Annotated in this window: 18 protein-coding genes and 1 pseudogene; 7 read left to right on the top strand and 12 right to left on the bottom strand. The window is 45.5% G+C overall.

The annotated features are described in order from the left end of the window. Positions 1–60 precede the first annotated feature (60 nt). Both CAG69_RS04055 and queF read right to left on the bottom strand, forming a co-directional pair. Positions 61–2,343, bottom strand: coding sequence for a tetratricopeptide repeat protein (locus CAG69_RS04055; RefSeq protein ID WP_161442834.1), 2,283 nt, complete (start codon positions 2,341–2,343; stop codon positions 61–63). A 165-nt stretch (positions 2,344–2,508) separates the two neighbouring features. Beyond that, positions 2,509–3,354, bottom strand: coding sequence for an NADPH-dependent 7-cyano-7-deazaguanine reductase QueF (gene queF, locus CAG69_RS04050; protein ID WP_161442832.1), 846 nt, complete (start codon positions 3,352–3,354; stop codon positions 2,509–2,511). A 108-nt stretch (positions 3,355–3,462) separates the two neighbouring features. Here queF and syd point away from each other — a divergent pair, with 108 nt between their 5' ends. Both syd and CAG69_RS04040 read left to right on the top strand, forming a co-directional pair. Then, positions 3,463–4,008: a SecY-interacting protein gene (gene syd / locus CAG69_RS04045; protein ID WP_005391362.1), complete on the top strand. Its 546-nt coding sequence runs from the start codon at positions 3,463–3,465 to the stop codon at positions 4,006–4,008. A 2-nt stretch (positions 4,009–4,010) separates the two neighbouring features. Next, a complete protein-coding gene (locus CAG69_RS04040; RefSeq protein WP_005391359.1) occupies positions 4,011–4,787 on the top strand; it encodes a Zn-ribbon-containing protein in 777 nt (258 codons plus the stop codon). Positions 4,788–4,896: 109 nt separating this feature from the next. On the opposite strand, the gene CAG69_RS04035 is transcribed toward CAG69_RS04040, so the two are convergent. The 3 genes from CAG69_RS04035 to metN are packed head-to-tail and all read right to left on the bottom strand — an operon-like array spanning position 4,897 to position 7,440. Next, complete coding sequence (locus tag CAG69_RS04035; RefSeq protein ID WP_005381966.1) at positions 4,897–5,706, bottom strand: MetQ/NlpA family lipoprotein; 810 nt, start codon at positions 5,704–5,706, stop codon at positions 4,897–4,899. Positions 5,707–5,738: 32 nt separating this feature from the next. Beyond that, a complete protein-coding gene (locus CAG69_RS04030) occupies positions 5,739–6,416 on the bottom strand; it encodes a methionine ABC transporter permease (RefSeq protein ID WP_005383604.1) in 678 nt (225 codons plus the stop codon). Beyond that, positions 6,406–7,440, bottom strand: coding sequence for a methionine ABC transporter ATP-binding protein MetN (metN, locus tag CAG69_RS04025; RefSeq protein WP_161442830.1), 1,035 nt, complete (start codon positions 7,438–7,440; stop codon positions 6,406–6,408). The genes CAG69_RS04030 and metN overlap by 11 nt, the downstream gene beginning before the upstream one ends. Before the next feature lie 341 nt (positions 7,441–7,781). On the opposite strand from metN, the gene gmhB reads away from it, so the two are divergent. The 4 genes from gmhB to treC all read left to right on the top strand — a co-directional run bounded on the left by gmhB (position 7,782) and on the right by treC (position 12,758). Then, a complete protein-coding gene (gmhB, locus tag CAG69_RS04020) occupies positions 7,782–8,333 on the top strand; it encodes a D-glycero-beta-D-manno-heptose 1,7-bisphosphate 7-phosphatase (protein ID WP_005391350.1) in 552 nt (183 codons plus the stop codon). Between the two features lie 103 nt (positions 8,334–8,436). Continuing rightward, positions 8,437–9,384 (top strand): trehalose operon repressor TreR, encoded by a 948-nt coding sequence (gene treR / locus CAG69_RS04015; protein WP_161442828.1) that lies wholly within the window; start codon positions 8,437–8,439, stop codon positions 9,382–9,384. Positions 9,385–9,560: 176 nt separating this feature from the next. Continuing rightward, positions 9,561–10,985: a PTS trehalose transporter subunit IIBC gene (gene treB / locus CAG69_RS04010; RefSeq protein ID WP_046874302.1), complete on the top strand. Its 1,425-nt coding sequence runs from the start codon at positions 9,561–9,563 to the stop codon at positions 10,983–10,985. 87 nt (positions 10,986–11,072) lie between these two features. After that, complete coding sequence (treC, locus tag CAG69_RS04005) at positions 11,073–12,758, top strand: alpha,alpha-phosphotrehalase (protein WP_161442826.1); 1,686 nt, start codon at positions 11,073–11,075, stop codon at positions 12,756–12,758. Between the two features lie 101 nt (positions 12,759–12,859). On the opposite strand, the gene CAG69_RS04000 is transcribed toward treC, so the two are convergent. The 3 genes and pseudogenes from CAG69_RS04000 to CAG69_RS03990 form a co-directional block, all read right to left on the bottom strand. After that, positions 12,860–13,759, bottom strand: coding sequence for a hypothetical protein (locus CAG69_RS04000; RefSeq protein WP_161442824.1), 900 nt, complete (start codon positions 13,757–13,759; stop codon positions 12,860–12,862). A gap of 131 nt (positions 13,760–13,890) precedes the next feature. Further along, positions 13,891–15,410: pseudogene (locus tag CAG69_RS03995) on the bottom strand (winged helix-turn-helix domain-containing protein). A 90-nt stretch (positions 15,411–15,500) separates the two neighbouring features. Continuing rightward, positions 15,501–16,103 carry a YitT family protein gene (locus CAG69_RS03990; protein WP_161442822.1) on the bottom strand — a complete coding sequence of 201 codons (603 nt, stop codon included), beginning with the start codon at positions 16,101–16,103 and terminating at the stop codon, positions 15,501–15,503. Between the two features lie 347 nt (positions 16,104–16,450). On the opposite strand from CAG69_RS03990, the gene glyA reads away from it, so the two are divergent. Then, a complete protein-coding gene (glyA, locus tag CAG69_RS03985; RefSeq protein ID WP_005391333.1) occupies positions 16,451–17,701 on the top strand; it encodes a serine hydroxymethyltransferase in 1,251 nt (416 codons plus the stop codon). Positions 17,702–18,161: 460 nt separating this feature from the next. Here the strand turns inward: glyA and lipA are convergent, their stop codons facing one another. From lipA to CAG69_RS03965, 4 genes are all read right to left on the bottom strand, one after another. Further along, the gene (gene lipA, locus CAG69_RS03980) at positions 18,162–19,127 is read right to left on the bottom strand and encodes a lipoyl synthase (protein ID WP_005391329.1); all 966 of its coding nucleotides are present in this window, start codon (positions 19,125–19,127) and stop codon (positions 18,162–18,164) included. Beyond that, positions 19,124–19,786 (bottom strand): lipoyl(octanoyl) transferase LipB, encoded by a 663-nt coding sequence (gene lipB, locus CAG69_RS03975; RefSeq protein WP_005391320.1) that lies wholly within the window; start codon positions 19,784–19,786, stop codon positions 19,124–19,126. Before lipB ends, lipA begins: the two co-directional genes overlap by 4 nt. Positions 19,787–19,962: 176 nt before the next feature. Beyond that, positions 19,963–20,241 carry a DUF493 family protein YbeD gene (gene ybeD / locus CAG69_RS03970; protein WP_005384135.1) on the bottom strand — a complete coding sequence of 93 codons (279 nt, stop codon included), beginning with the start codon at positions 20,239–20,241 and terminating at the stop codon, positions 19,963–19,965. Positions 20,242–20,380: 139 nt separating this feature from the next. Then, positions 20,381–21,559, bottom strand: a complete 1,179-nt coding sequence (locus CAG69_RS03965) for a serine hydrolase (RefSeq protein ID WP_161442820.1) — start codon at positions 21,557–21,559, stop codon at positions 20,381–20,383. Between the last annotated feature and the right edge of the window lie 48 nt (positions 21,560–21,607).

The following is a 21,607-nucleotide window of genomic DNA, read 5'->3' as shown; positions in this document are numbered from 1 at the left end:
ATCCGATAATAACAAAAAACGTTATAGCGTCATTAGTTATTATGTCTAACAGGCGTTTAATTATCCATTTTTTAATATTTTCTTGATGTCGTCCTCATTCTTGTAGGACGAATGGATCTTAATCAGGCCTTGGCTAATGGCATGCTGACAGGCAGTTCTTATGTTACCCGTTGCAAAGCTCGCGGCAGGTGCGTTATCGATGGCTTTCAAGAAAACCCAGTGGCTTTGCTTATCCTTCAAGCTGACTTCTCGCGCAATGTGAGTCGCAAGCAGCAACAGATCGAGTAATTCCTCGTCGTTAATTGCAGTGTAGGCTCGTGGTAAGAACGGATAATCGCTGATACCCATGCGAATAATACGGTTGACGTTGTGCTGCTGAGCGAACTCATCCACCCAAGTCTGGAATTTCTCGAACATGACTTCGGCAGAAGCATCACGGTCAGCGTTCGGCTCGATATAGAGTAGGTTTGCATCTGAGAAATGGTAAAGACGTGATGGCTTTTCTATCTTTTCCGCTAGAAAGTCGCCAAATGCGCGCTCCAGCTCTAGACCCGCTTTATAACCGTTGTGGACGTACATGCTTCGTAGGAATGGCAAGTCGATCATGACAAAGCGCAGGCGATCGTTAAGTGGCTCGTGGATCAATTCGCCCATTTGCCATTGCTCGAAAGTTTCGCTCGACTTTTTCAATGAGCGAGAGAGCTTCACGTTCAGCATACGCAAGTTACGCAAACGGGAACGAGAGTGAGTGAAGAGATCATTACGCAGTTTTTCGATTTCACTTGCTTGGCGTTGCATGATCACGCCGCGGCGCATAATGAACAAAAACATCACCAACACAGTAATAAACAATGCGAATGAGATTTTCTGGAATTTGCGGTGTTCCCTTTCCACTTGCTCAAGGCGTTCCGATTGGCCGATATAGTGGATGGTTTGTTCAGCAAACTCTTTTTGTTGGCGGAATGCATCCTCACTGATTTGGTTGAGCTGTTTTTGCTCTAAACGCACAAGGTTGGTGTATTTCTTATAAGCCTGCAGAGAAAGTTGGTATTCGCCTGCCTGCTCGTAACCAAGCCCGAGTAAGCGGTAAGACTGCTGCTTAATGAAGTTGTTATTCTCAGGTGACTTTTCAGCAAGTGTTAACGCCAGCTTTGCATTGGTAATGACGTTTTTGCTGTCGTTTTGATGATAAGCCAGGCCTGACTGAAGCAACGCTGCCTTTGCTTCAAGCTTAGGAATGTCAGTGTATTCTAAAAGCTCTTTAGATCGGTCTAGGTATTGCTCAGCTAGCGCGTAGTTATAGAGTTGCAGATAGGTAGCCGCTAAGCTTAAGCGAATCTTAATGATCCGATTAATGTTCTTACTGGTGCTTTCATGGTCCAGCACGTTGAAGTAGTGCACTAAGGCAAGGTTAAACTTGCCTTGGTAAAAATAAATGTCACCCATTTGCTCAAGGACATCCGCTAGGATGGGAGAGCTAGGGTAGGAGTCATAGAAGTCTGCGGCTTGAGATAAGTATTCGATCGCTTTGTCGTAAACTCGACGCTCTTGGAAGAGTCTTGCCAACAGGCGATTAACTTTTGCTAACCTTGCGCCACTGTCACTCTCAATAGATTGCCAATAACCGTAAAGCAGTTCCGACAAAGCCAAATTGTATTTCTTGCTATTCAGATAAAACTCGCCGACGGCTGTGTAATAGTCGATCAAGGCTAAGTCAGATCGGCTGTCTTCAAGCATAGTTTTGGCTTGAGAATACAAACTTTCCGCTTTAATCAGATCGCCACTATGTGAAGCGAGGAGCGCTCTTTGCATCACTAATCGATAGCGAACGCTGTCGGTACGTTGCAATACCGCATCAGCTTCATCGAGTTGCTGCTCAATTTGGTTAAGCGTGTCTTCCGCTTTTGAGTAGTTTTTGTCGTACATCCAAATCATTTGGTTGCGCATCAGCTGGAGATCTAAATCCATGTACGGCAATTGATATTCTTGCGCTAAGCGCTCGGCTTTGTTTAGGTGTTCGATAGCCGAACGAACGTTACCCATGGCGTAGTCTGCCTGAGCGATAATCTTGTGTGCTTCGATGGTGCTGCTTGGTGTGCGAACGCTACGATCGGTCTCGTCACGAGATATCGCAGAAGGGCTGTCACTCTCTTTGCGTTCCGTTAGCTCACGTTGTGACAAGTAGTTGGTTGCCGCTTGTTTTGCTTGTGATGGCTCTATTTCCGCCAATTGTTGTGCTTCGTTGAGTAACGCGGACGATAAAATAGTCGCATGAAGCGGCTGTACAAACAGCAAGCAAAGAAAGCCAATCAACTTGAATAGACGCGAACTGTCCCAAAACATCCTTTCGTTCCCTCGAACTGTTTTTAGATATGGCGGATAACGGTAAAAGACCTCAACAAGCCCCTTAAATGCAGGTTGAAGCCATTTGATATAGTAACATGCTTGGACAATAAAAACGTCCGGTAACCCTTTAGATTACCGAACTTATTTCTGTCACTAACGTGATTACTGACGAGCCATGCGGTGGTTGTGATCTGGCTTGTCTTGTTCCGTTGAGCGGTACGGGTTGATGTCCAAGCCACCACGGCGCGTGTAGCGGGCGAATACGGTCAGTTTGCTTGGTTGGCAGTATTTCATTAGATCCGTAAAAATACGCTCAACACATTGTTCGTGAAATTCGTTGTGCTCGCGGAAAGATACCAAGTAACGCAGCAGTTTCTCGCGATCTATTTTCGCACCTTGGTAGCGAATTTCTACACTGCCCCAGTCGGGTTGATTGGTGATTAAACAGTTTGACTTCAATAGGTGGCTATGTAGGATTTCTTCCACTTGCTCTTCACCTGCTGCGCCTTCAAGCAAATCAGCATCAAAATCGTAACTGGTGATGTCAATATCTTGGTCATCAATACATTCGCCTTCCATTGTCACAATAGGTTGATTGGTGTAGTGAGTAACCGGGTTCACCTCGACCAACACCTTTTCACCGGCACATTCAGATAGGTCTTGCGTTAAACGCTCTTCAACTTCTTCCCAGCTTGCAAAGCGGGTTTGGTTATAGCTGTTTAAGTACAGTTTGAAAGACTTCGATTCAATCAAGTTTGCGCTGGTGGCTGGAATGTATACTTCGCCAACGGCCACTTGTGGTAAACCTTTACTATTTAACCAAGAGAGCTCGTACAGCGTCCAAATGTCGTGCCCCATGAAAGGCAGAGTATCGCCTAACTGAAGGTCATCTCGGTTCAGGCTGCGAGGGACTGGTTGCAGCAAGCTTGGGTCGTATTGGTTCGCATACTCGGTCTTTTTACCTAGTGTTAGGCCAGCAAGCTCTTTAGCGTCAGAATATTTGCTCATACTTTGTGGTCGTTTTCGATTAGAATGGCGAGAATTTTACTGAATCCGCTGGTCAATTGCCATCCGGCAAACACGGCTATCTGATAAATAAGGAATGAGGAGACCTTCATGACCCAAAACGTTACTCAGGCGCTACAAGAGTTCAGCCTGCGCTACCAACAAGCTTGGCAAGCTAAATATAATGAGTTGCCAAGCAGTGAAGAGCTTGCAGATCTTGTTTCTCCTTGTGTCGAAGAGAAGCGTGATGGAAAGGTGCTTTGGAAAGCGGTCGCGCGTAATGAGATGGCCGATTTCACTAATGTGGAAAATGCTATTGAGTTGTCACTGCAAGATGATGTAAAAGCCTTTTATGGTTCTCAATACAGCGCCGATATGGAGGCAACTTGGCAAGGTAATTCGTTGACGTTGCTGCAAGTGTGGAGCGATGATGACTTTGTGCGCCTACAAGAAAATATTCTTGGTCATTTGGTGACGCAACGTCGCCTGAAACTTAAACCAACGGTATTTATCGCGGCGACAGATGAGGAAATGGATGTGATCTCGATTTGTAACCTCACTGGTAATGTGATTTTAGAGCGTTTAGGTACGTCTAAACGCGATGTGCTAGCGGATTCATTGGCTGAGTTCTTGAGCAAGTTAGAGGCCGCTGTCTAAATATGTACGTTGTTGAGTTGCAGTTTGAGTGTTTTGATAACACCACCGTCAGCGCGGTAGACAAAGCCATTAATGGCTTGATGGATGCGTTGCGTTACAACGGCCAAGTACTAGGCCGAGAATTCCCTATAGTGATGGGAGATGGCGAGTTTTATGTTCGTGTCGTTTGCCCAGAGCAAGACAGTTTGCATCCACGTTATCACTCAGATTTTGTCAAAGTGTGCATGAACCGTTTGTCAGACGCGTCTTTGCTTGCACCGAAAATGCGTATGCTTGGCCGTGATTTAAATTCAGAACAAGCGGCCGAAGAAGAGATCCCTAGCTGGCAAGTGTTGTACACAACTTATGTTCATACGTGTTCGCCATTGCGCAGTGGGGAAACGTTGTTGCCGATTCCTTTGTATCGCAATGAGCCGACGCTAAATGGTGACCATAAAGCCGTCATCAAATGGCAGACAGAATGGCAAGCGTGCGATGAAATCCAAATGGCTGGCGGGTGCCGTGCAGAGCATGCGGCGCTGCACGAGATTTGCGATGTAGACAGCGTGTTGTTCCGCCGCGGTTGGGATTTGCGAGGTCGTATCGAATACATCACCAAGGTTCCTACGTACTATTACCAATATCGTGTCGGTGGTCAGTCGCTGGAGAGTGAGAAAGCGCGCAAGTGCCCAAAATGCGGTGGAGAGTGGCTACTCGATGAGCCACTACATGACATATTTCACTTTAAGTGTGATGACTGCCGAATCGTGTCGAATATCTCTTGGGACCACCTTAAGTAACTAATTGAGGTTACTTAAATGGTTAGATAGAGAAATAAAAGGGCTGATGTTTTCACATCAGCCCTTTTATGTTCAGACTATATTTTCAGTACGGTTTAGAAAAGTGGGATTACCAACCTTTCACTACGCCGCCTTTGAATAGCTCTTTTGCTGCTTCGTAAACTTCTTCCGTTTGATAAGCTTTTACGAAGTTTTGTACGTTTTGCGCATTAACATTTTCTTCGCGAGCAACAATTAGGTTTACGTATGGTGAGTCTTTATCTTCAACGAACACGCCGTCACGCTCTGGCGATAGGTCGATAGAGCTTGCGTAAGTGGTGTTGATGATAGATAGCGTTACGTCATCCAATGAACGTGGAAGTTGTGGCGCTTCTAACTCAATGATTTCGATATTTTTAGGGTTGCCTACGATGTCACGTACTGTAGCGAGTAGACCAACGCCATCACGTAGTGTAATCAAACCTTGTTGCTCAAGAAGCAGTAGTGAGCGACCTAGGTTTGTTGGATCGTTTGGTACTGCGATGCGTGCGCCATCTTGGATTTCATCGATTGACTTCACTTGCTTAGAGTAACCAGCAATAGGGTAAACGAATGAGTTACCCGCGATAGCCAGTTTGTAGCCGCGGTCTTTCACTTGTTGGTCTAGGTATGGTTTGTGCTGGAACGCATTCGCGTCTACTGAACCATCATCCAGAGCGGCGTTTGGTGTTACGTAATCGGTAAATGTTACTAGCTCAACGTCTAGGTTGTATTTCTCTTTTGCTACTTTAGCGGCAACTTCGGCTACTTGTGCTTCAGCACCAGCAATAACGCCAACTTTTACTTTGTTTACGTCTACTTCTTTGTCGCCGCAACCCGCTAGAGCAAGAGCAGAGGCGGCCGTTGCTACAGTCAAAAGACCTTTAAGGCTAAATTTCATCTTTATCTCCTTATAATTTGTATTTTTGATGCTTATCTGTGGTCTACACGGCGCACCACTGCGTCGCCGATAGACTGAATAATCTGTACTAGAACAATCAACATCACGACAGTCACGGCCATGATAGTTACATCGTAGCGGTGGAAACCGTAACGGATGGCTACGTCGCCTAGGCCGCCGCCGCCTACCGTACCCGCCATGGCCGAGTAGCTAACGAGAGTGACTAAGGTGATCGTTACTGAGTTAACAATAGTCGGCATTGCTTCAGGTAGTAGAACTTTTGTGATGATCTGTGTTGGTGTCGCCCCCATTGATTGTGCCGCTTCCACCAAGCCTGTCGGTACTTCTAATAAAGCACCTTCAATAAGACGAGCGACAAAAGGAATGGCGCCAATAGTCAGTGGGACGATTGCTGCGGTTGTACCGATAAAGGTTCCAACCAGCATTTTTGTCACTGGAATAATCGCAACCATCAGTACGAGGAATGGCACAGAACGACCAATGTTAACGATAGCGCCTAAGCCGCTATTTAGTTTGGTGTTTTCAAGTAGGCCGCCTTTCTTAGTAATATGGAGGATTACGCCTAATGGAATACCCACAGCAAAGCCGACTAATCCGGCAACCGCAACCATGTAAAGCGTTTCCCACGTTGCACCTAAAAGTAGTTTGCTGTTTAAACTCAGCCATTCAGAAATCGTATTAAAGGACATAACCAAGTACCTCTACTTTTACGTTGTGCTTACGCAGGTATTCAAGAGCTGCGTTGTCATCTTCTTCGTTACCAAATAGCTCTGCGACCATCATGCCGAATTTCACGCCGCCAGCGTAATCAAGATCGGAGCTCAAAATACTCACATCAATATTGTATTTACGAGAAATTTGCGACATTAACGGTGCATCGACGGTTGCGCCAGTAAACTCTAAGCGAACCAACGGGTAGCTGCCATCAACACGCTCTGCTTGCAGACGTGCTTGGTAATCTTCAGGAATGGAAAGATCCAGCGTTGAGCGAATGAATTGGTGCGCTAGCTCTGTCTTAGGGTGCGCAAAAATATCGCCAACGGTGCCTTTTTCCACCAGCTCACCACCACCGATGATTGCTACTTCGTGACAGATACTTTTTACCACTTCCATTTCGTGAGTGATAAGTAAAATCGTGATGTTGAGTTTGCGGTTGATCTCTTTCAATAGCTCAAGGATAGATTGAGTTGTTGCAGGATCCAGTGCGCTAGTGGCTTCGTCACACAGTAGTACGCTTGGATCGGATGCCAATGCGCGAGCAATCGCCACACGTTGTTTTTGACCGCCACTTAGGTTGGACGGATAGCTTTCTTGTTTGTCGGCTAAGCCAACAAGTTTTAGTAACTCAGTGACTTTTGTTGTGATTTGCGATTTGTCTTTGCCTGCCAGTTCCAGTGGTAGCGCCACGTTATCAAACACAGTACGAGACGAGAGCAGATTAAAATGCTGGAAGATCATGCCGATGTTACGGCGCGTTTCGACCAACTGCTTTTTGCTGAGTTTTGTTAAATCGATGCCATCAACGATGATGGAGCCAGATGTTGGTGCTTCTAACATGTTTACGCAGCGGATCAGCGTACTTTTACCAGCACCAGATGAACCGATAACACCGAAGATGGTGCCCTTGGCGATGTGTAGGTTAATGTCTTTCAGGGCAAGGATTTCCTTACTGCCTTGGTAGAACACTTTATTGACGTTTTTTATTTCTATCATGTTTCAACCTGCCCAAAGATACGGGGAACTTCGCTGTCAAAAACGGCCTTTGACAGAACTTAATGTTGAGCTTTATCTCACTTCTCAGTTGATGCTATGGGTTAACCAGAATGAAGTCAATAGATATTTTTACGTCTAGACGTCTAAATGTATGGATGTTCTGTTTTGAAAAGAATGAGGAGTAAGTTACGAGGAGAAGATAAGCGGAGAGACCCTTCAGAATTACCGATTCTTGCCCAACAAATCAACTGTTTTGTCGAGGCCTAGAATGAATTAGATAGTGTTGAAGTTTATAAGGTATGTAATAATCTGATTAAACCGAGTTAATAGAGAAATACGTTTTGGCAAAACCTGCTGTTTTTATCGATCGTGATGGCGTGATAAACGTTGACCACGGCTACGTTCATGACGAACATGATTTTGAGTACATTGATGGTGTATTTGAAGCGACGAAAGCGCTGAAAGATCAAGGTTACCTCTTAGTGCTAGTGACGAATCAATCGGGCATCGCACGTGGTAAATTCAGTGAAGACCGTTTCTTGTCTCTGACTCAATGGATGGACTGGAACTTTGTTGATCATGGTGTTGAGTTTGATGGTATCTACTACTGTCCACATCACCCTGAGCATGGCATTGGGGATTACAAGCAGGATTGTGATTGCCGCAAGCCTAAGCCTGGTATGTTTATCTCTGCTCGCGACTTCTTGAAAATCGACATGGAAAAATCTGTGATGATTGGTGATAAAGCCGAAGACATGATGGCAGCAGAAGCAGCGGGCGTTGGCACCAAGATTTTGGTTCGCACAGGTAAGCCAATCACCGAGCAAGGTGAAGCATTGGCAACGGTTGTGCTTGATAGTGTTGCTGACGTGCCTGCATATCTAAAGAAATAATCTGCACAATTCGCATATTTAAGGGAAGCGTTTGCTTCCCTTTTCTCTTATTACTGTTAAAGTTCAGTCACCTAAGCATTCATCCATTCTAGTTTGATCACTTATGAGCAAAAAACTCACCATTCTTGATATCGCGAAATTGGCAGGCGTTGGCAAATCAACAGTAAGCCGTGTGCTTACTAACGATCCAAAAGTGAAACCTCAAACGCGAGAGAAAGTAGAGCAAATCATTCGTGAATCTGGTTATGTACCGTCCAAATCTGCGCAATCAATGCGTGGCGGTAGCCAAAAAGTCATTGGTGTTATCATCTCCCGTCTAGACTCTCCATCAGAAAATCGCGCCGTTGGTACAATGCTCAATGCGTTGTATTCCGCTGGTTATGATGCGGTGATCATGGAGAGTCAGTTTGACCGCGACAAAACCAATGAGCACTTGAGTGTGCTTAAGCGTCGCAATGTGGATGGCGTGATTGTATTTGGCTTTACTGGGTGCGATGAGCAAGCCTTAGCCGAGTGGGGCAATCGCATTGTGGTGATTGCGATGGATACCAATAACGTCTCTTCCATCAATTATGATAACCAAGGCGTGATAGACATGGCTTTGTCTCACCTTGAGCAGCAATCTTTATCTCGCATTGCTTATATTGGTGTTGATCCCGAAGATAAAACCACAGGCTTAGCGCGTTTAAATGCTTACAAAGCTTGGTGTCAGCGCAAGCAACTTACGCCTTGCTTCCAAACCGGTAAGCTTAGCCATGAAAGTGCTTATCAGCTGGTGGACCACGTTCTGAAAGCAGACACGCAAGCCATTGTGTGTGCCAGCGATACCATTGCATTGGGCGTAATCAAGCGTCTTCAAGAGTTGGGTCGTGAAGACGTGGTCGTGACAGGCGTGGGTGGTAACGAGTTGCTTTCTTTCCTTTTCCCTAAAGTATTTAGTGTCGATCCTGGTTATACCCTTGCGGGGGAAAAGTCCGCTAAAATGCTGATTAATCAATTAAATGGCGATGAAGAAGTCGTTCACTTCACTCAACAACCTATTTGCCGCTAATCCACACTACAACGGTTTGCTCTAAAATTATACTGTGATCATTCTCAATTAATGGGATTGTTCCCATTTTGTTTTTTATCTTTGGGTGGCAATATTAAAATTAAGAAATGGGAATGTTCCCATTTATAAAAATAAAATGATGAATCGAATGTATCCAATACAGGGTGGACAAAGTTATGAGTAAGATTGCGCGTAAAGACGTGGAGCGTCTTATTGAGCTGGTCGGGGGGCCGGACAATATTGCCAGTGTAAGCCACTGTTTAACTCGCTTGCGTTTTGTTCTAAACGATACGGACAAAGCAGACACAAAACAGTTAGAAGCATTACCGATGGTGAAGGGCTGCTTTACCAATGCAGGTCAATTCCAAGTCGTCATCGGCACTGAAGTTGATGAGGTTTACAAAGTACTGATCGAGCTAAGCGGTAAAAGTGAAGCGAGCAAAGACGAATCCAAGAATGCTGCTCGCCAAAACATGAATATCGTTGAGCGTGGTATTTCCCACCTTGCAGAAATCTTTGTACCACTGTTGCCTGCGATCATTACTGGTGGTTTGATTCTTGGTTTCCGTAATGTGATTGGCGACATCAAAATGTTTGATGGTCAAACCCTAACGGAAATCAGTCAGTTTTGGGCGACTGTTCATTCATTCCTATGGTTAATTGGTGAAGCAATTTTCTTCTTCCTACCCGTTGGTGTGTGTTGGTCGACCGTGAAAAAGCTCGGCGGTACACCGATTTTGGGTATCACGCTTGGTGTGACATTGGTTTCGCCGCAGTTAATGAACGCCTACCTGATTGGTAAGCAAGTACCTGAAGTGTGGGACTTTGGGTTGTTTGCGATTGAGAAAGTCGGTTACCAAGCGCAGGTGATTCCCGCGATGTTAGCAGGTATCGCACTGGCGTTTATCGAAACACGCTTAAAACGCATCATTCCGTCTTACCTTTACCTAGTAGTAGTACCGTTTGTTTCTATCATTGTGTCTGTGATTCTTGCGCACTCTATCATTGGCCCATTCGGTCGTATGTTGGGTGACGGCGTTGCTTTCGCAGCAAAAGCAGCCATGACGGGTGACTTTGCGATGATTGGTTCAACCATCTTCGGCTTCTTATACGCGCCACTTGTGATCACAGGTATCCACCACACAACCAACGCCGTTGACTTGCAGTTGATGCAAGAATTGGGTGGCACGCCGATTTGGCCTTTGATTGCACTATCGAACATTGCTCAAGCATCGGCAGTGGTTGGCATCATTATCATCAGTAAAAAGCAGGATGAGCGTGAAATCTCAGTGCCTGCGGCGATTTCCGCCTACCTTGGCGTAACAGAGCCAGCCATGTACGGCATCAACTTGAAATACAAGTTCCCAATGTTGAGTGCGATGATCGGTAGTGCATGTGCTGCTGCTATCTGTGGTAGTGCGGGCGTCATGGCGAACGGTATCGGTGTGGGCGGCTTGCCGGGTATCTTATCTATCCAGCCGCAGTTCTGGGGCATCTTTGCTCTGGCGATGTTAGTCGCGATGGTGGTACCTGCCGCATTAACATTAATTCTTTATAAGCGTGCACAAGCCAAAGGTGAGCTTGAGGCGGCAAACGCGTAATTCAATTTGAGGCAGTGACTTGGCTGCCTCCTCCTATTTTTCTTTTCAAATTTTAAGTTTCCGATTACTGGTAAGTGAGTGTTAGAAATGGCTATGACCAAGCATGATGAGAGCTGGTGGAAAACCGCAACCATCTATCAAATTTACCCAAAAAGCTTTTGTGACAGCGGCAGTAAAGGCACGGGCGATATTAAAGGGATCATTTCTAAACTGGATTATCTAAAACACCTCGGTGTGGATGCGATTTGGCTGACGCCGGTTTACCAATCGCCAATGATCGACAACGGTTATGACATCTCCGATTACTACTCGATCAACCCCGAGTTCGGCACGATGCAAGATTTCGATACCCTGTTGGCAGAGGCTCATCAGCTGGGCATTCGAATCATCATGGACATCGTGGTCAACCATACTTCGACAGAACACAAGTGGTTCCAATCGGCGTTAGGTGATAAAAACAGCCCTTACCGTGATTACTACATCTGGAAAGATCCGGTTGATGGCGCAGAGCCCAACAACTGGCAATCGAAATTTGGAGGTAATGCTTGGGAATTGGATGAAGCGACAGGGCAGTACTACTTGCACCTGTTTGCTAAAGAGCAGGCGGATCTGAACTGGGAAAACCCAGTAGTGCGTGAAGAAGTCAAAGAAGTCATCAGCTTCTGGGCAGACAAAGGCGTGGATGGTTTCCGTCTTGATGTCATCAACCTGATTTCTAAACAACAAGATTTCCCAAGCGATGATATTGGCGATGGCCGCCGTTTCTATACTGATGGTCCTCGCGTGCACGAATATCTGCAAGAAATCAGCGAAGCCGTGTTTCAAAAGTACGGCAGCGTGACGGTGGGAGAAATGTCTTCCACCACACTAGAGCACTGCCAGCAATATTCTTCGCTAGACGGCAAAGAGCTATCCATGGTGTTCAACTTCCATCATCTGAAAGTCGATTATCCAAATGGTGAAAAATGGACCAAAGCACTGTTTGATTTCATTCAGTTAAAACAGATCTTCAATCATTGGCAAACGGGCTTAAATGGCAAAGGGTGGGGGGCGCTGTTCTGGTGTAACCACGACCAACCACGCGTTGTGAGCCGATTAGGTAACGACGAGAAATACCGTGTTGAATCTGCCAAGATGCTTGCGGCATCAGTGCATATGATGCAAGGCACACCTTATGTTTACCAGGGGGAAGAGATCGGCATGACCAACCCGGGTTATACCGAAATCAGCCAATATCGTGATGTTGAAAGTACTAACATGTACGACATCATGGTCAACCGTGATGGTGTATCTCATGACGATATGATGGCGATCTTGGCACAGAAGTCGCGTGATAACTCACGTACACCAATGCAATGGAACAGTGCAAAACATGCGGGCTTTACTGAGGGCACGCCGTGGCTTGAAGTGGCGCAGAATTACTCTGAAATCAATGCTGAAGCTGCGGTTGCCGATTTGAACTCGGTGTTCTACTTTTACAAGCGTCTGATTGAACTGCGTAAACAGGTTCCAGTCATCACCGATGGCCGTTATGAAGATTTACTGCCAGAGCACAAACGTATTTTTGCTTACGCTCGTCAGAACGATAAGCAAACGCTGCTGTGTATCAATAACTACTATGCTGAAGAGGTGGAATGCGTTCTGCCAGAACGTTTTGATATGAGTAAAGCGAAAAACTTGCTGTCTAACTATCAAAACTCAGCGAGCGCAGTCGCGTCAAACCATCAAGTATTACGACCTTACGAAACTCGTATTTTATTGATAGAAGAATAAACTCGGGTGTCACCCCTTAAGATTGATGTTCGAGATAAAGGCTTTGGTGTGCTCCCCAAAGCCTTTTTTATTGAGATGCGAGATACTTGTGGAGTACAGGCTTATTTTGTTTCAATTGCTGTTAGCAGCACTTTCTCTTCATTGATTTGTACTTGTTGTACTTTTAGCAGCTCGATTTGCTCAATCAGACCTAAGCTCGGGTTAAACCAACGTTCTGCCGAAGTGGCGAACTCCATTGAGTCCATATCATCGCAGTTTAGGTTGTAAGTATTTTCTTCCGTCAGGTACGCCGCTTCAATTTTCTTGCTTGAAATCGAGAACGTTTTACGTACGCCAGTCTCTCGGATTTGCTGCCGCCAAACCACTTGGCAAGATGCTGTCATTGGCAGGTTTTGCACCCACTCATGCTCTTCAAAACTGTCTAGTAGGTTGTGAACTGCGTAGCCTGTTAGAGTGGTTTGCAGAGATATGGTCTCTTCACCGATATCAATGTTCGGGCTTTTCTCTTTTACGTCGTCACCGTTGAGACAGAAAATAGGGCTGCTGTGCATCAGCATTGCAACAAACTGCTGGTTAATGGAATAAGCGTCGGTGACTTCATGAAGTGCGCCATCAGAGCCTGCAAAATAAAGCGTATTGCTCTCTTCATCGTCGTTGTACTGTTCGTCAGAATAGTAGAACTGTTTGGCGCCGTAGTTCACCAAGTCATTAACCAACTGGACCATTGCTTCGCTGTTTGGGATTTGTGCCAATGCTGCCAACAATTGCTCGTTATCCATCGCTTGGAAACTCAGTTTCATCTCGCCTTCAGGTTGGCCATCCAGGCTAAACGCGTAGTTTAGTTGTGTGCTTGGCGTGGGAGCGAAGATTGAGTTTTGAATCGCGATGTCGAAACTTTCTTGAGGCACTTTGTTTGGATTAGCACTGCCAGAAGATGAACCGCCGCCACAGCCGTAAAGAGCCAGAGTTGCTGCTGCGATAAGCGTCATTTTGTTTAGCATGGTTTACATTCCTGATTGATTAGGCCGCTTCATGTTGGGCCGTTGCTTGAATGCGAGCATGCTAAGTTTAGTGAGCTAAAAAGGGCAAAAAACAAAAGCTAATAGGGCTTAACGAAAGCTTAATTTTATATTTAGGTCTTTGTTTTATTTGGGCTTATTTCGTTAGCTACGTTGGTGCAATACTCGTTGATGAGCGCTTTCCATCGGCTGATAATTTCTTGATCGGTCAAACTGACATGCAACGTTTTCCATGGTTGAAGGCAAGTCTCTTTCGATTCAGATTGAGAAAGACGTTCAAACAATGTCTCGGAAGGTAAAACGCGCAGCAGTGCCACCAGTGATTCCATGTAGTTGAGACGGAACTGTTCGAGTTTGTTTTGTTTATAAGCGATGTGAGACACAAACGTATAAATCAGCGCGTTTTGGATACGTGAGTCGCCATCTGGTGTCGTTAACAGAGTTTTTGCCCTGTCTAAGTTACCTAATTTGAAATGCAATAGACCTAACCAGAGGCTCAGCTCATCTGGCAAAACATCAAACGACGAATGTACTTGAGTTAAATACGCTTCCAGCTTTTGATGTTCGTGCTCGTATAAGGCGAGATGTCTTGCCGTTGTTATAGCCGCAAACTCATCAGATTGTCGGAGAGGTTGGCTAGAAAAGGCATTCTCGAATAACATTTTTTTGTGAACACCCGAAAGCTGCCACGTACTTGCCGAAGGGGCAGGCAGATTGAAGTATGCGCGACATCCGAGTGCATTTGGAAAATATCCGATTGTAGGTCAGATAAACGCAGTGTGTACTCATTGCGAAACGCCAGCTTGCCCGTCGCAGGATAAATAAGGTTCATCTGCGCTTTCAAGATGCCTTGCTCTGCGCCGTCTTTTAACTCGATATTGAGCTCGTAGTCGCTGGTCTGCATGTTTCGTGCGCCAGGGAAATATGGCGTATGACCGATAGGATCAAGAAAGTAACTGGGAGCCTCTTGGTTGGCGATGTCGGTGTATGGATATTCGACCTGTTGTTGCAGCAAGATGGCTTTGACTAGTATGCGATACTTTCTTGCTTCGGAACCAATCGCATCGACACGGTTGAGTAGTAGCTCGACTTTGGGAATCAGTAGTTGATGACGTGTTTGTTGTGTTGAGATTTCTTGGCGTTGCCATAACAAGCTTGCGAGCGTCACGCTACAAACTGCAAGTATGGCACACAAGCTATAAGCAAAAATTAGCTTGAAGTTCTTACGGTTCGCAACTTGAGCTGTAATAGCACGTCGATGGCTTTTCGCTGGTGGCACCAAACGAATATTGGCAGGGTTAAGAAAGTAGCCTTTGCGGGGGTAAGTGACTAAAAGCTTAGCGGCATCGTATTCGGGTAAGTACTGCTGTAGCAGTGCAAGTAAGGTGCTAATGCGGTTCGTGAGCACATTCTTAGAGATGAACTTGCTCTGCCAAATGGTTTCAATAATGGTGTCAGCAGAGAGTGGGTGGCCAACTCTTGTTAACAGCAGTTCTAATAATTCAATGGTGCGAGGTTCAAGATCAATCGCGATAGCATCTTGATGAAGGGTCTGTGTCTTCGGGTTATAGATCAGCTCTCCAATCGCAATACAACTGTGAGTCTGTTTAGCTTGTTGCAGAAAGTCGCGCATACCGTACCGATCTATTTGGAAATCGCGAAGTATTATATAGCGATTGGAGCGCGAAATCTTATAAATCGCGCTTCAATCATTATCAAAAATTTATGAACCGTAGGTCACGGAATAGCGGTGCGGTTTGTGGTTCATCGCTAACACGACATTGAGTGCAAACGCCCCCAAAATTGAAAGGCCAATCACTTCTGGTGTGACAAAGAAGAATGAAGCAAACAGGATACATGCATCGATTGCCATTTGGCTTTTGCCAACTGAAATGCCAAATTTGTCTTGGATAAACAAACACAGCACGTTAAAGCCACCTAAGCTGGAGCGATGTCGGAATAGGATCAGCATACCGAGCCCCATTAAAAGCCCGCCTGCGACGGCGCAATAAATTTCATTTACCGATTCGAGCGAGATTAGCAAATAAAGATGATCGGCAAAGATAGAAACCAACGCGCCAGAAATGGCACTATTAATGGCGAAATGACGGCCGAAGCGTTTCCATGCTAGTAAGTAAAAAGGACTGTTTGCTAAAAAGTACAGCACACCAAAGGTAAAAGGTGTAAATTGGCTAATAAGCAGAGCCAATCCAGTCGTGCCTCCCGTTAGAAGGTTCGCGGATTGGAGAAAGAAAACGCCTTGAGCTACCAAAAAGGTACCCGTGAGAATCGCTATCCAGTCTTCTTTTAATGAGTGTTTTTCCATCAATGTTGCAGTCATTAGTGATAAATAAGGCGTGCATAGTAGTAAAAAGATGATCTTTTCGGTAGCTAGAGGGTAAAATTTACGGTAAACCTATGTAATTGCTATTTTACAGGGTGTAAAGCACAAAATTGACAGGCAATAGATCGCCGTTATGCAATTGCAATGCGGGCGTGATACAGATTGCTTGCCATCATGAAAAAACTGCATGAGAAAAATTGTAAATTTCTCTTTATGACCCAGATCAAATTATGTAGAATGCGCGCCATTAGGGTGACGAAAACGTTTGCGTAGGGTCATTCAACAGTTTTTTTGCAACTTTCAGTACTAATCTGAGTCAGGAGATACAGATGCTTAAGCGTGATATGAACATCGCAGATTACGATGCGGAACTGTTCGCAGCTATCCAGGAAGAAACTCTTCGCCAGGAAGAGCACATTGAACTTATCGCTTCTGAAAACTACACAAGCCCACGTGTAATGGAAGCGCAAGGTTCTCAGCTAACGAACAAATACGCTGAAGGCTACCCAGGCAAGCGTTACTACGGCGGTTGTGAGTACGTAGATAAAGCGGAACAACTTGCTATCGACCGTGCATGCAAACTGTTCGGTTGTGAATACGCGAACGTACAGCCTCACTCAGGTTCTCAAGCAAACAGCGCGGTTTACATGGCGCTTCTTAACCCAGGCGATACAGTTCTTGGCATGAGCCTAGCGCACGGTGGTCACCTGACTCACGGTTCTCCAGTTAACTTCTCTGGTAAGCACTACAACGTTATCCCTTACGGTATCGATGAAGCGGGTCAAATTAACTACGACGAGATGGAACAGCTAGCGCTTGAGCACAAGCCTAAGATGATCATCGGTGGTTTCTCTGCTTACTCGCAAATCGTTGATTGGAAGCGCATGCGTGAAATCGCGGACAAAGTAGATGCTTACCTTTTCGTTGATATGGCGCACGTAGCGGGTCTTATCGCAGCAGGCGAATACCCAACACCTGTTCCACACGCTCACGTGGTAACAACAACGACGCACAAAACACTAGCAGGTCCTCGCGGTGGTCTTATCTTGTCAAATGCTGGCGAAGATATGTACAAGAAATTGAACTCAGCAGTGTTCCCTGGTGGTCAAGGTGGCCCTCTAATGCACGTTATCGCTGGTAAAGCAGTAGCGTTCAAAGAAGCGATGGAGCCAGAGTTCAAAGCTTACCAAGCTCGCGTAGTGAAAAACGCAAAAGCAATGGTTGGTCAATTCCAAGAGCGTGGCTACAAAATCGTATCTAACGGCACAGAAAACCACTTGTTCCTTGTGGACCTGATCGACAAAGACATCACTGGTAAAGATGCAGACGCGGCACTAGGTGCAGCAAACATCACAGTGAACAAAAACTCAGTACCAAATGACCCACGCAGCCCATTCGTAACGTCTGGTATCCGTGTAGGTACGCCAGCGATCACTCGCCGTGGCTTCACTGAAGAAGATGCAAAAGAGCTAGCAAACTGGATGTGTGACGTTCTAGATAACATCGGCAACGAAGAAGTTATCGAAGCGACTAAACAGAAAGTGCTCGAAATTTGTAAGCGTCTACCGGTTTACGCCTAACTGTTCTTCATAGAATGAGTCGATTTCGGTGTCGAACATACTCATTTGCTCGCGCAAACTCCGTGTGTTCTCCTAGAACTCGACTCGTCTATTTTGAACATTGATATACTAAAGGTCCTCAATTGAGGGCCTTTTTGTTTGTCTGGCGTTTGGAATGAGATATAGCGAAGAGTGTGTGATAAGGAGATGGCTACCAACACTGTCCCTTTCAATATATCCAAACCGCGTCATTCCGACGAGCCTAGGCGAGATCAGGAATCTTGTTGAGGCACACTCTTTTACTCAGCGTTTCCCAAAAAATCATCAGTACGTTGGAAACTGATTCTCAATCACGCTCGTTCCTCGCTGTTCAGAATGACGGAGGTAGAATGGCTTTTTATCACCATTTGACAGATACAAAAAAGGTTGGCACTGAGCCAACCTTTCTTTTCAAAACAGGCTTTTTAAAACAAGCGAGAGCTTATTTAATCTCGATACCTTGAGCCTGCATATCGGCGTGGTAAGAAGAGCGAACAAATGGACCACACGCTGCGTGCGTGAAGCCAAGCTCTAGTGCAACTTCTTTTAGCTCGTCAAACTCTGATGGCGGAACGTAACGCTCTACTGGCAAGTGGTGACGGCTTGGCGCTAAGTACTGACCTAGAGTCAGCATCGTTACGCCGTGTGCGCGTAGATCTTTCAGTACTTCGATGATTTCTTCTTTGGTTTCACCAAGACCCATCATCAAACCAGATTTGGTCGGTACATCTGGATGCTGCTCTTTGAACTTCTTAAGAAGCTCCAGCGACCACTTGTAGTTTGCACCTGGGCGAGCTTTACGGTAAAGACGTGGCGCTGTTTCTAGGTTGTGGTTGAAGACATCTGGCGGGTTATCTTTCATTAGATCAAGCGCTACGTCCATACGACCACGGAAGTCAGGAACCAGAGTTTCAATCTTAATATGCGGGTTCAACGCACGGATCTCGCGGTTACAGTCGGCAAAGTGCTGTGCACCACCATCACGCAGATCGTCACGGTCTACAGAAGTGATTACTACGTATTTCAGCTTCATATCGGCGATGGTTTTCGCCAGTTTTTGAGGCTCTTCTGCTTCCGGTGGTAATGGGCGGCCATGAGCAACGTCACAGAAAGGACAACGACGAGTACAAATGGCACCTAGGATCATGAAGGTAGCTGTACCGTGGTTAAAACATTCCGCTAGGTTAGGGCAAGATGCTTCTTCACATACGGAGTGAAGTTTATTCTTGCGCATCGCCGCCTTGATGTCTTGAATTCGTTGGCTGTCGGCTGGTAGCTTGATCTTCATCCAATCAGGCTTACGTAGCACTTCTTTCTGCTCTGTAGGCATGTTCTTTACGGGAATCAATGCCATTTTATCGGCGTCACGATATTTAACGCCTTTTTCCATCTGGATTGGTTTGCTCATGCTTTATTACCTTGAGAAGGTGCTTCTGTGCTGAATTCTACTTGCTCATAGTCGAGCAAAGTAACGAGTTCTTCTATTAATTGTTTTTCTACGGCTTCTACATTGTCTGGGCCGCCGAATTGGCTGACCTGAACCATTTCCATACCTTCATAACCACAAGGGTTAATACGCAGAAACGGTGTTAAATCCATATTTACGTTCAAGGCTAAGCCATGAAACGAGCATCCTTTACGAATGCGTAAACCGAGAGAGCATATTTTTTTACCGTCAACGTAAACGCCTGGTGCGTCAGGTCGCGCGGCCGAATCGATATTGTATGCTTTTAGCGTGTTGATCACGAGGTTCTCGATAGTGGTAACGAGATCTCGTACACCTAATTTTTTGCGGCGTAAGTTGATCAAGAAATAGGCGACCAACTGACCAGGGCCATGATACGTAACCTGGCCTCCGCGATCACTTTGTACAACAGGAATGTCACCAGTGTTAATAAGGTGCTCAGCTTTACCTGCCTGACCTTGCGTAAATACTGGGTTATGTTCTACCAACCAGACTTCATCAGGGGTTTCTTCTGTGCGTTGGTCGGTGAACTCATGCATCGCCTTCCATACAGGTTCATAGTCTTGGCGGCCAAGTCGTTTTACAACAAGTTGGTGTTGCATGGGAATTCCTGTTGCTAATATATAAAGTTTTTGGATTATAAACCGGATAACCCTGATGCTCTACCGCTGAGTAACAGATTTTTAACTGAAAGCGATGTAAAGTTTTGTTATCTGATTGATAAATAAAAAGAAAGCAGCCGAAGCTGCTTTCAAAAAAAATTTAATCTATCAAAAAATTATAGAACCATGCGCACGATGTCAATTTCACCTAACTCTTTGTATAGCGTCTCAACTTGCTCGATAGACGTTGCAGTGATGTTGATTGATACCGAGTGGTAGTTGCCCTTAGCACTTGGTTTAACGGTCGGGCTGTAGTCACCTGGAGCATGGCGCTGAATAACTTCAAGAACGAGCTCTGGAAGTTCAGGCTTTGCATGACCCATTACCTTGTAAGTAAATGAACAAGGGAACTCAAGCAGGTCTTTTAATTTTGCATCAGAGTTGATGGTTAGCATATCGATAACTCCAGTAGATATTCGTTGCGGTGCGAAATAGTACAGTCAAATTAGGGGGAACTCAAGACGAGGATCTCAAACTTAAAAAGCCGCCCTTTCAGGCGGCTTTGCGAATAAGTTTGCTATTCTAACGTTCTTCTTAGAAGAAGCTCTTGAATAACAATACGATGTAATCCCACATGCGGCTAAATAGACTACCTTGCTCTACGGTTTCTAGTGCCATTAGTGGGTATTCGGCAATATCTTCACCATCGATCTGATAGTATAGCTTACCAACTACATCACCTTTATTAATTGGGGCTTCTAGCTCTTTTTCAAGGACGAAGCTGGCTTTTAGGTTTTTCGCTTCACCACGTGGTAGTGTTACGTAAGTATCTTGGTCAAGGCCTAACGCTACAGTGTCTTTGTTACCCATCCACACTTTTTCTTCAACGAACGTTTGACCTGCTTTGTGCGGTGCCACTGTTTCGAAGAAACGGAAGCCGTAGCTTAGTAGCTTTTTGCTTTCTGACTTACGAGCATTGGCATCTTTAGTACCCATAACGACCGCAACCAAGCGCATTTGACCTTCAGTTGCTGAACTTACTAGGCTGTAACCCGCATTACTTGTGTGACCCGTTTTGATGCCGTCAACGTTCATGCTCTTATCCCAAAGTAGACCGTTACGGTTGTATTGGGTGATGCCGTTGTAAGTAAATTTCTTCTCTGAGTACACGCGGTACTCATTTGGTACGTCACGGATCAGGGCTTTACCTAGCAATGCCATGTCGTATGGTGTCGAGTACAGTTCAGCGTTATCTAAGCCATGAACGTTGGCAAAGTGCGAGTTCGTCATACCTAGTGTGTTGGCCCAAGCGTTCATTAGGTCAACAAACGCATCTTCTGAGCCTGCAATGTGTTCAGCCATCGCTACACAGGCATCGTTACCAGACTGGACGATGATACCGCGGTTTAGGTCACGTACTTTTACAGTTGTCCCCACTTCAATGAACATTTTTGATGATTCAGGGAAGTTTTTCGCCCATGCATTTTTACTGATGGTGACATCGTCATCTTCTGAGATATTACCACGCGCTAGTTCTTGGCCGATTACGTAGCTGGTCATCATCTTAGTCAGACTGGCTGGAGACAATTTTGTGTTCATCTCTTTCTCTGCCAGTACTTTACCTGAATGGTAATCCATCAGTACGTAGCCCTTCGCCGCGATTTGAGGGGCATCTGGAACAACGATAGGTGATGCAAGAGCAGATTGAGCGAAAGTTGCAGAAAGGGCAACCGAAGAAACGAGAATAGATTTCACAAACTTATTTTTATTCATGGTAATTCAAATTTTTGGGTTAACTGCGGACATCTTATCAGAATCCCC

The sequence above is a fragment of the Vibrio sp. V43_P6S15P86 genome, assembly GCF_009904725.1.
In the GTDB taxonomy this organism is placed as follows: Bacteria; Pseudomonadota; Gammaproteobacteria; order Enterobacterales; family Vibrionaceae; genus Vibrio; species Vibrio diabolicus.
The sequence above is the reverse complement of the archived record's forward strand: the minus strand, read 5'-3'. Positions and strand labels throughout refer to the sequence as shown.

Coding starts and splice junctions, on each gene's coding strand:
- CAG69_RS04030 (WP_005383604.1), bottom strand. CDS start 6,416: ATGTCCTTTAATACGATTTCTGAATGGCTGAGTTTAAACAGCAAACTA.
- treR (WP_161442828.1), top strand. CDS start 8,437: ATGAGCAAAAAACTCACCATTCTTGATATCGCGAAATTGGCAGGCGTT.
- queF (WP_161442832.1), bottom strand. CDS start 3,354: ATGAGCAAATATTCTGACGCTAAAGAGCTTGCTGGCCTAACACTAGGT.
- ybeD (WP_005384135.1), bottom strand. CDS start 20,241: ATGCTAACCATCAACTCTGATGCAAAATTAAAAGACCTGCTTGAGTTC.
- metN (WP_161442830.1), bottom strand. CDS start 7,440: ATGATAGAAATAAAAAACGTCAATAAAGTGTTCTACCAAGGCAGTAAG.
- CAG69_RS04040 (WP_005391359.1), top strand. CDS start 4,011: ATGTACGTTGTTGAGTTGCAGTTTGAGTGTTTTGATAACACCACCGTC.
- lipB (WP_005391320.1), bottom strand. CDS start 19,786: ATGCAACACCAACTTGTTGTAAAACGACTTGGCCGCCAAGACTATGAA.
- CAG69_RS03965 (WP_161442820.1), bottom strand. CDS start 21,559: ATGAATAAAAATAAGTTTGTGAAATCTATTCTCGTTTCTTCGGTTGCC.
- lipA (WP_005391329.1), bottom strand. CDS start 19,127: ATGAGCAAACCAATCCAGATGGAAAAAGGCGTTAAATATCGTGACGCC.
- glyA (WP_005391333.1), top strand. CDS start 16,451: ATGCTTAAGCGTGATATGAACATCGCAGATTACGATGCGGAACTGTTC.
- CAG69_RS03990 (WP_161442822.1), bottom strand. CDS start 16,103: ATGGAAAAACACTCATTAAAAGAAGACTGGATAGCGATTCTCACGGGT.
- CAG69_RS04000 (WP_161442824.1), bottom strand. CDS start 13,759: ATGCTAAACAAAATGACGCTTATCGCAGCAGCAACTCTGGCTCTTTAC.
- CAG69_RS04035 (WP_005381966.1), bottom strand. CDS start 5,706: ATGAAATTTAGCCTTAAAGGTCTTTTGACTGTAGCAACGGCCGCCTCT.
- syd (WP_005391362.1), top strand. CDS start 3,463: ATGACCCAAAACGTTACTCAGGCGCTACAAGAGTTCAGCCTGCGCTAC.
- CAG69_RS04055 (WP_161442834.1), bottom strand. CDS start 2,343: ATGTTTTGGGACAGTTCGCGTCTATTCAAGTTGATTGGCTTTCTTTGC.
- treB (WP_046874302.1), top strand. CDS start 9,561: ATGAGTAAGATTGCGCGTAAAGACGTGGAGCGTCTTATTGAGCTGGTC.
- treC (WP_161442826.1), top strand. CDS start 11,073: ATGGCTATGACCAAGCATGATGAGAGCTGGTGGAAAACCGCAACCATC.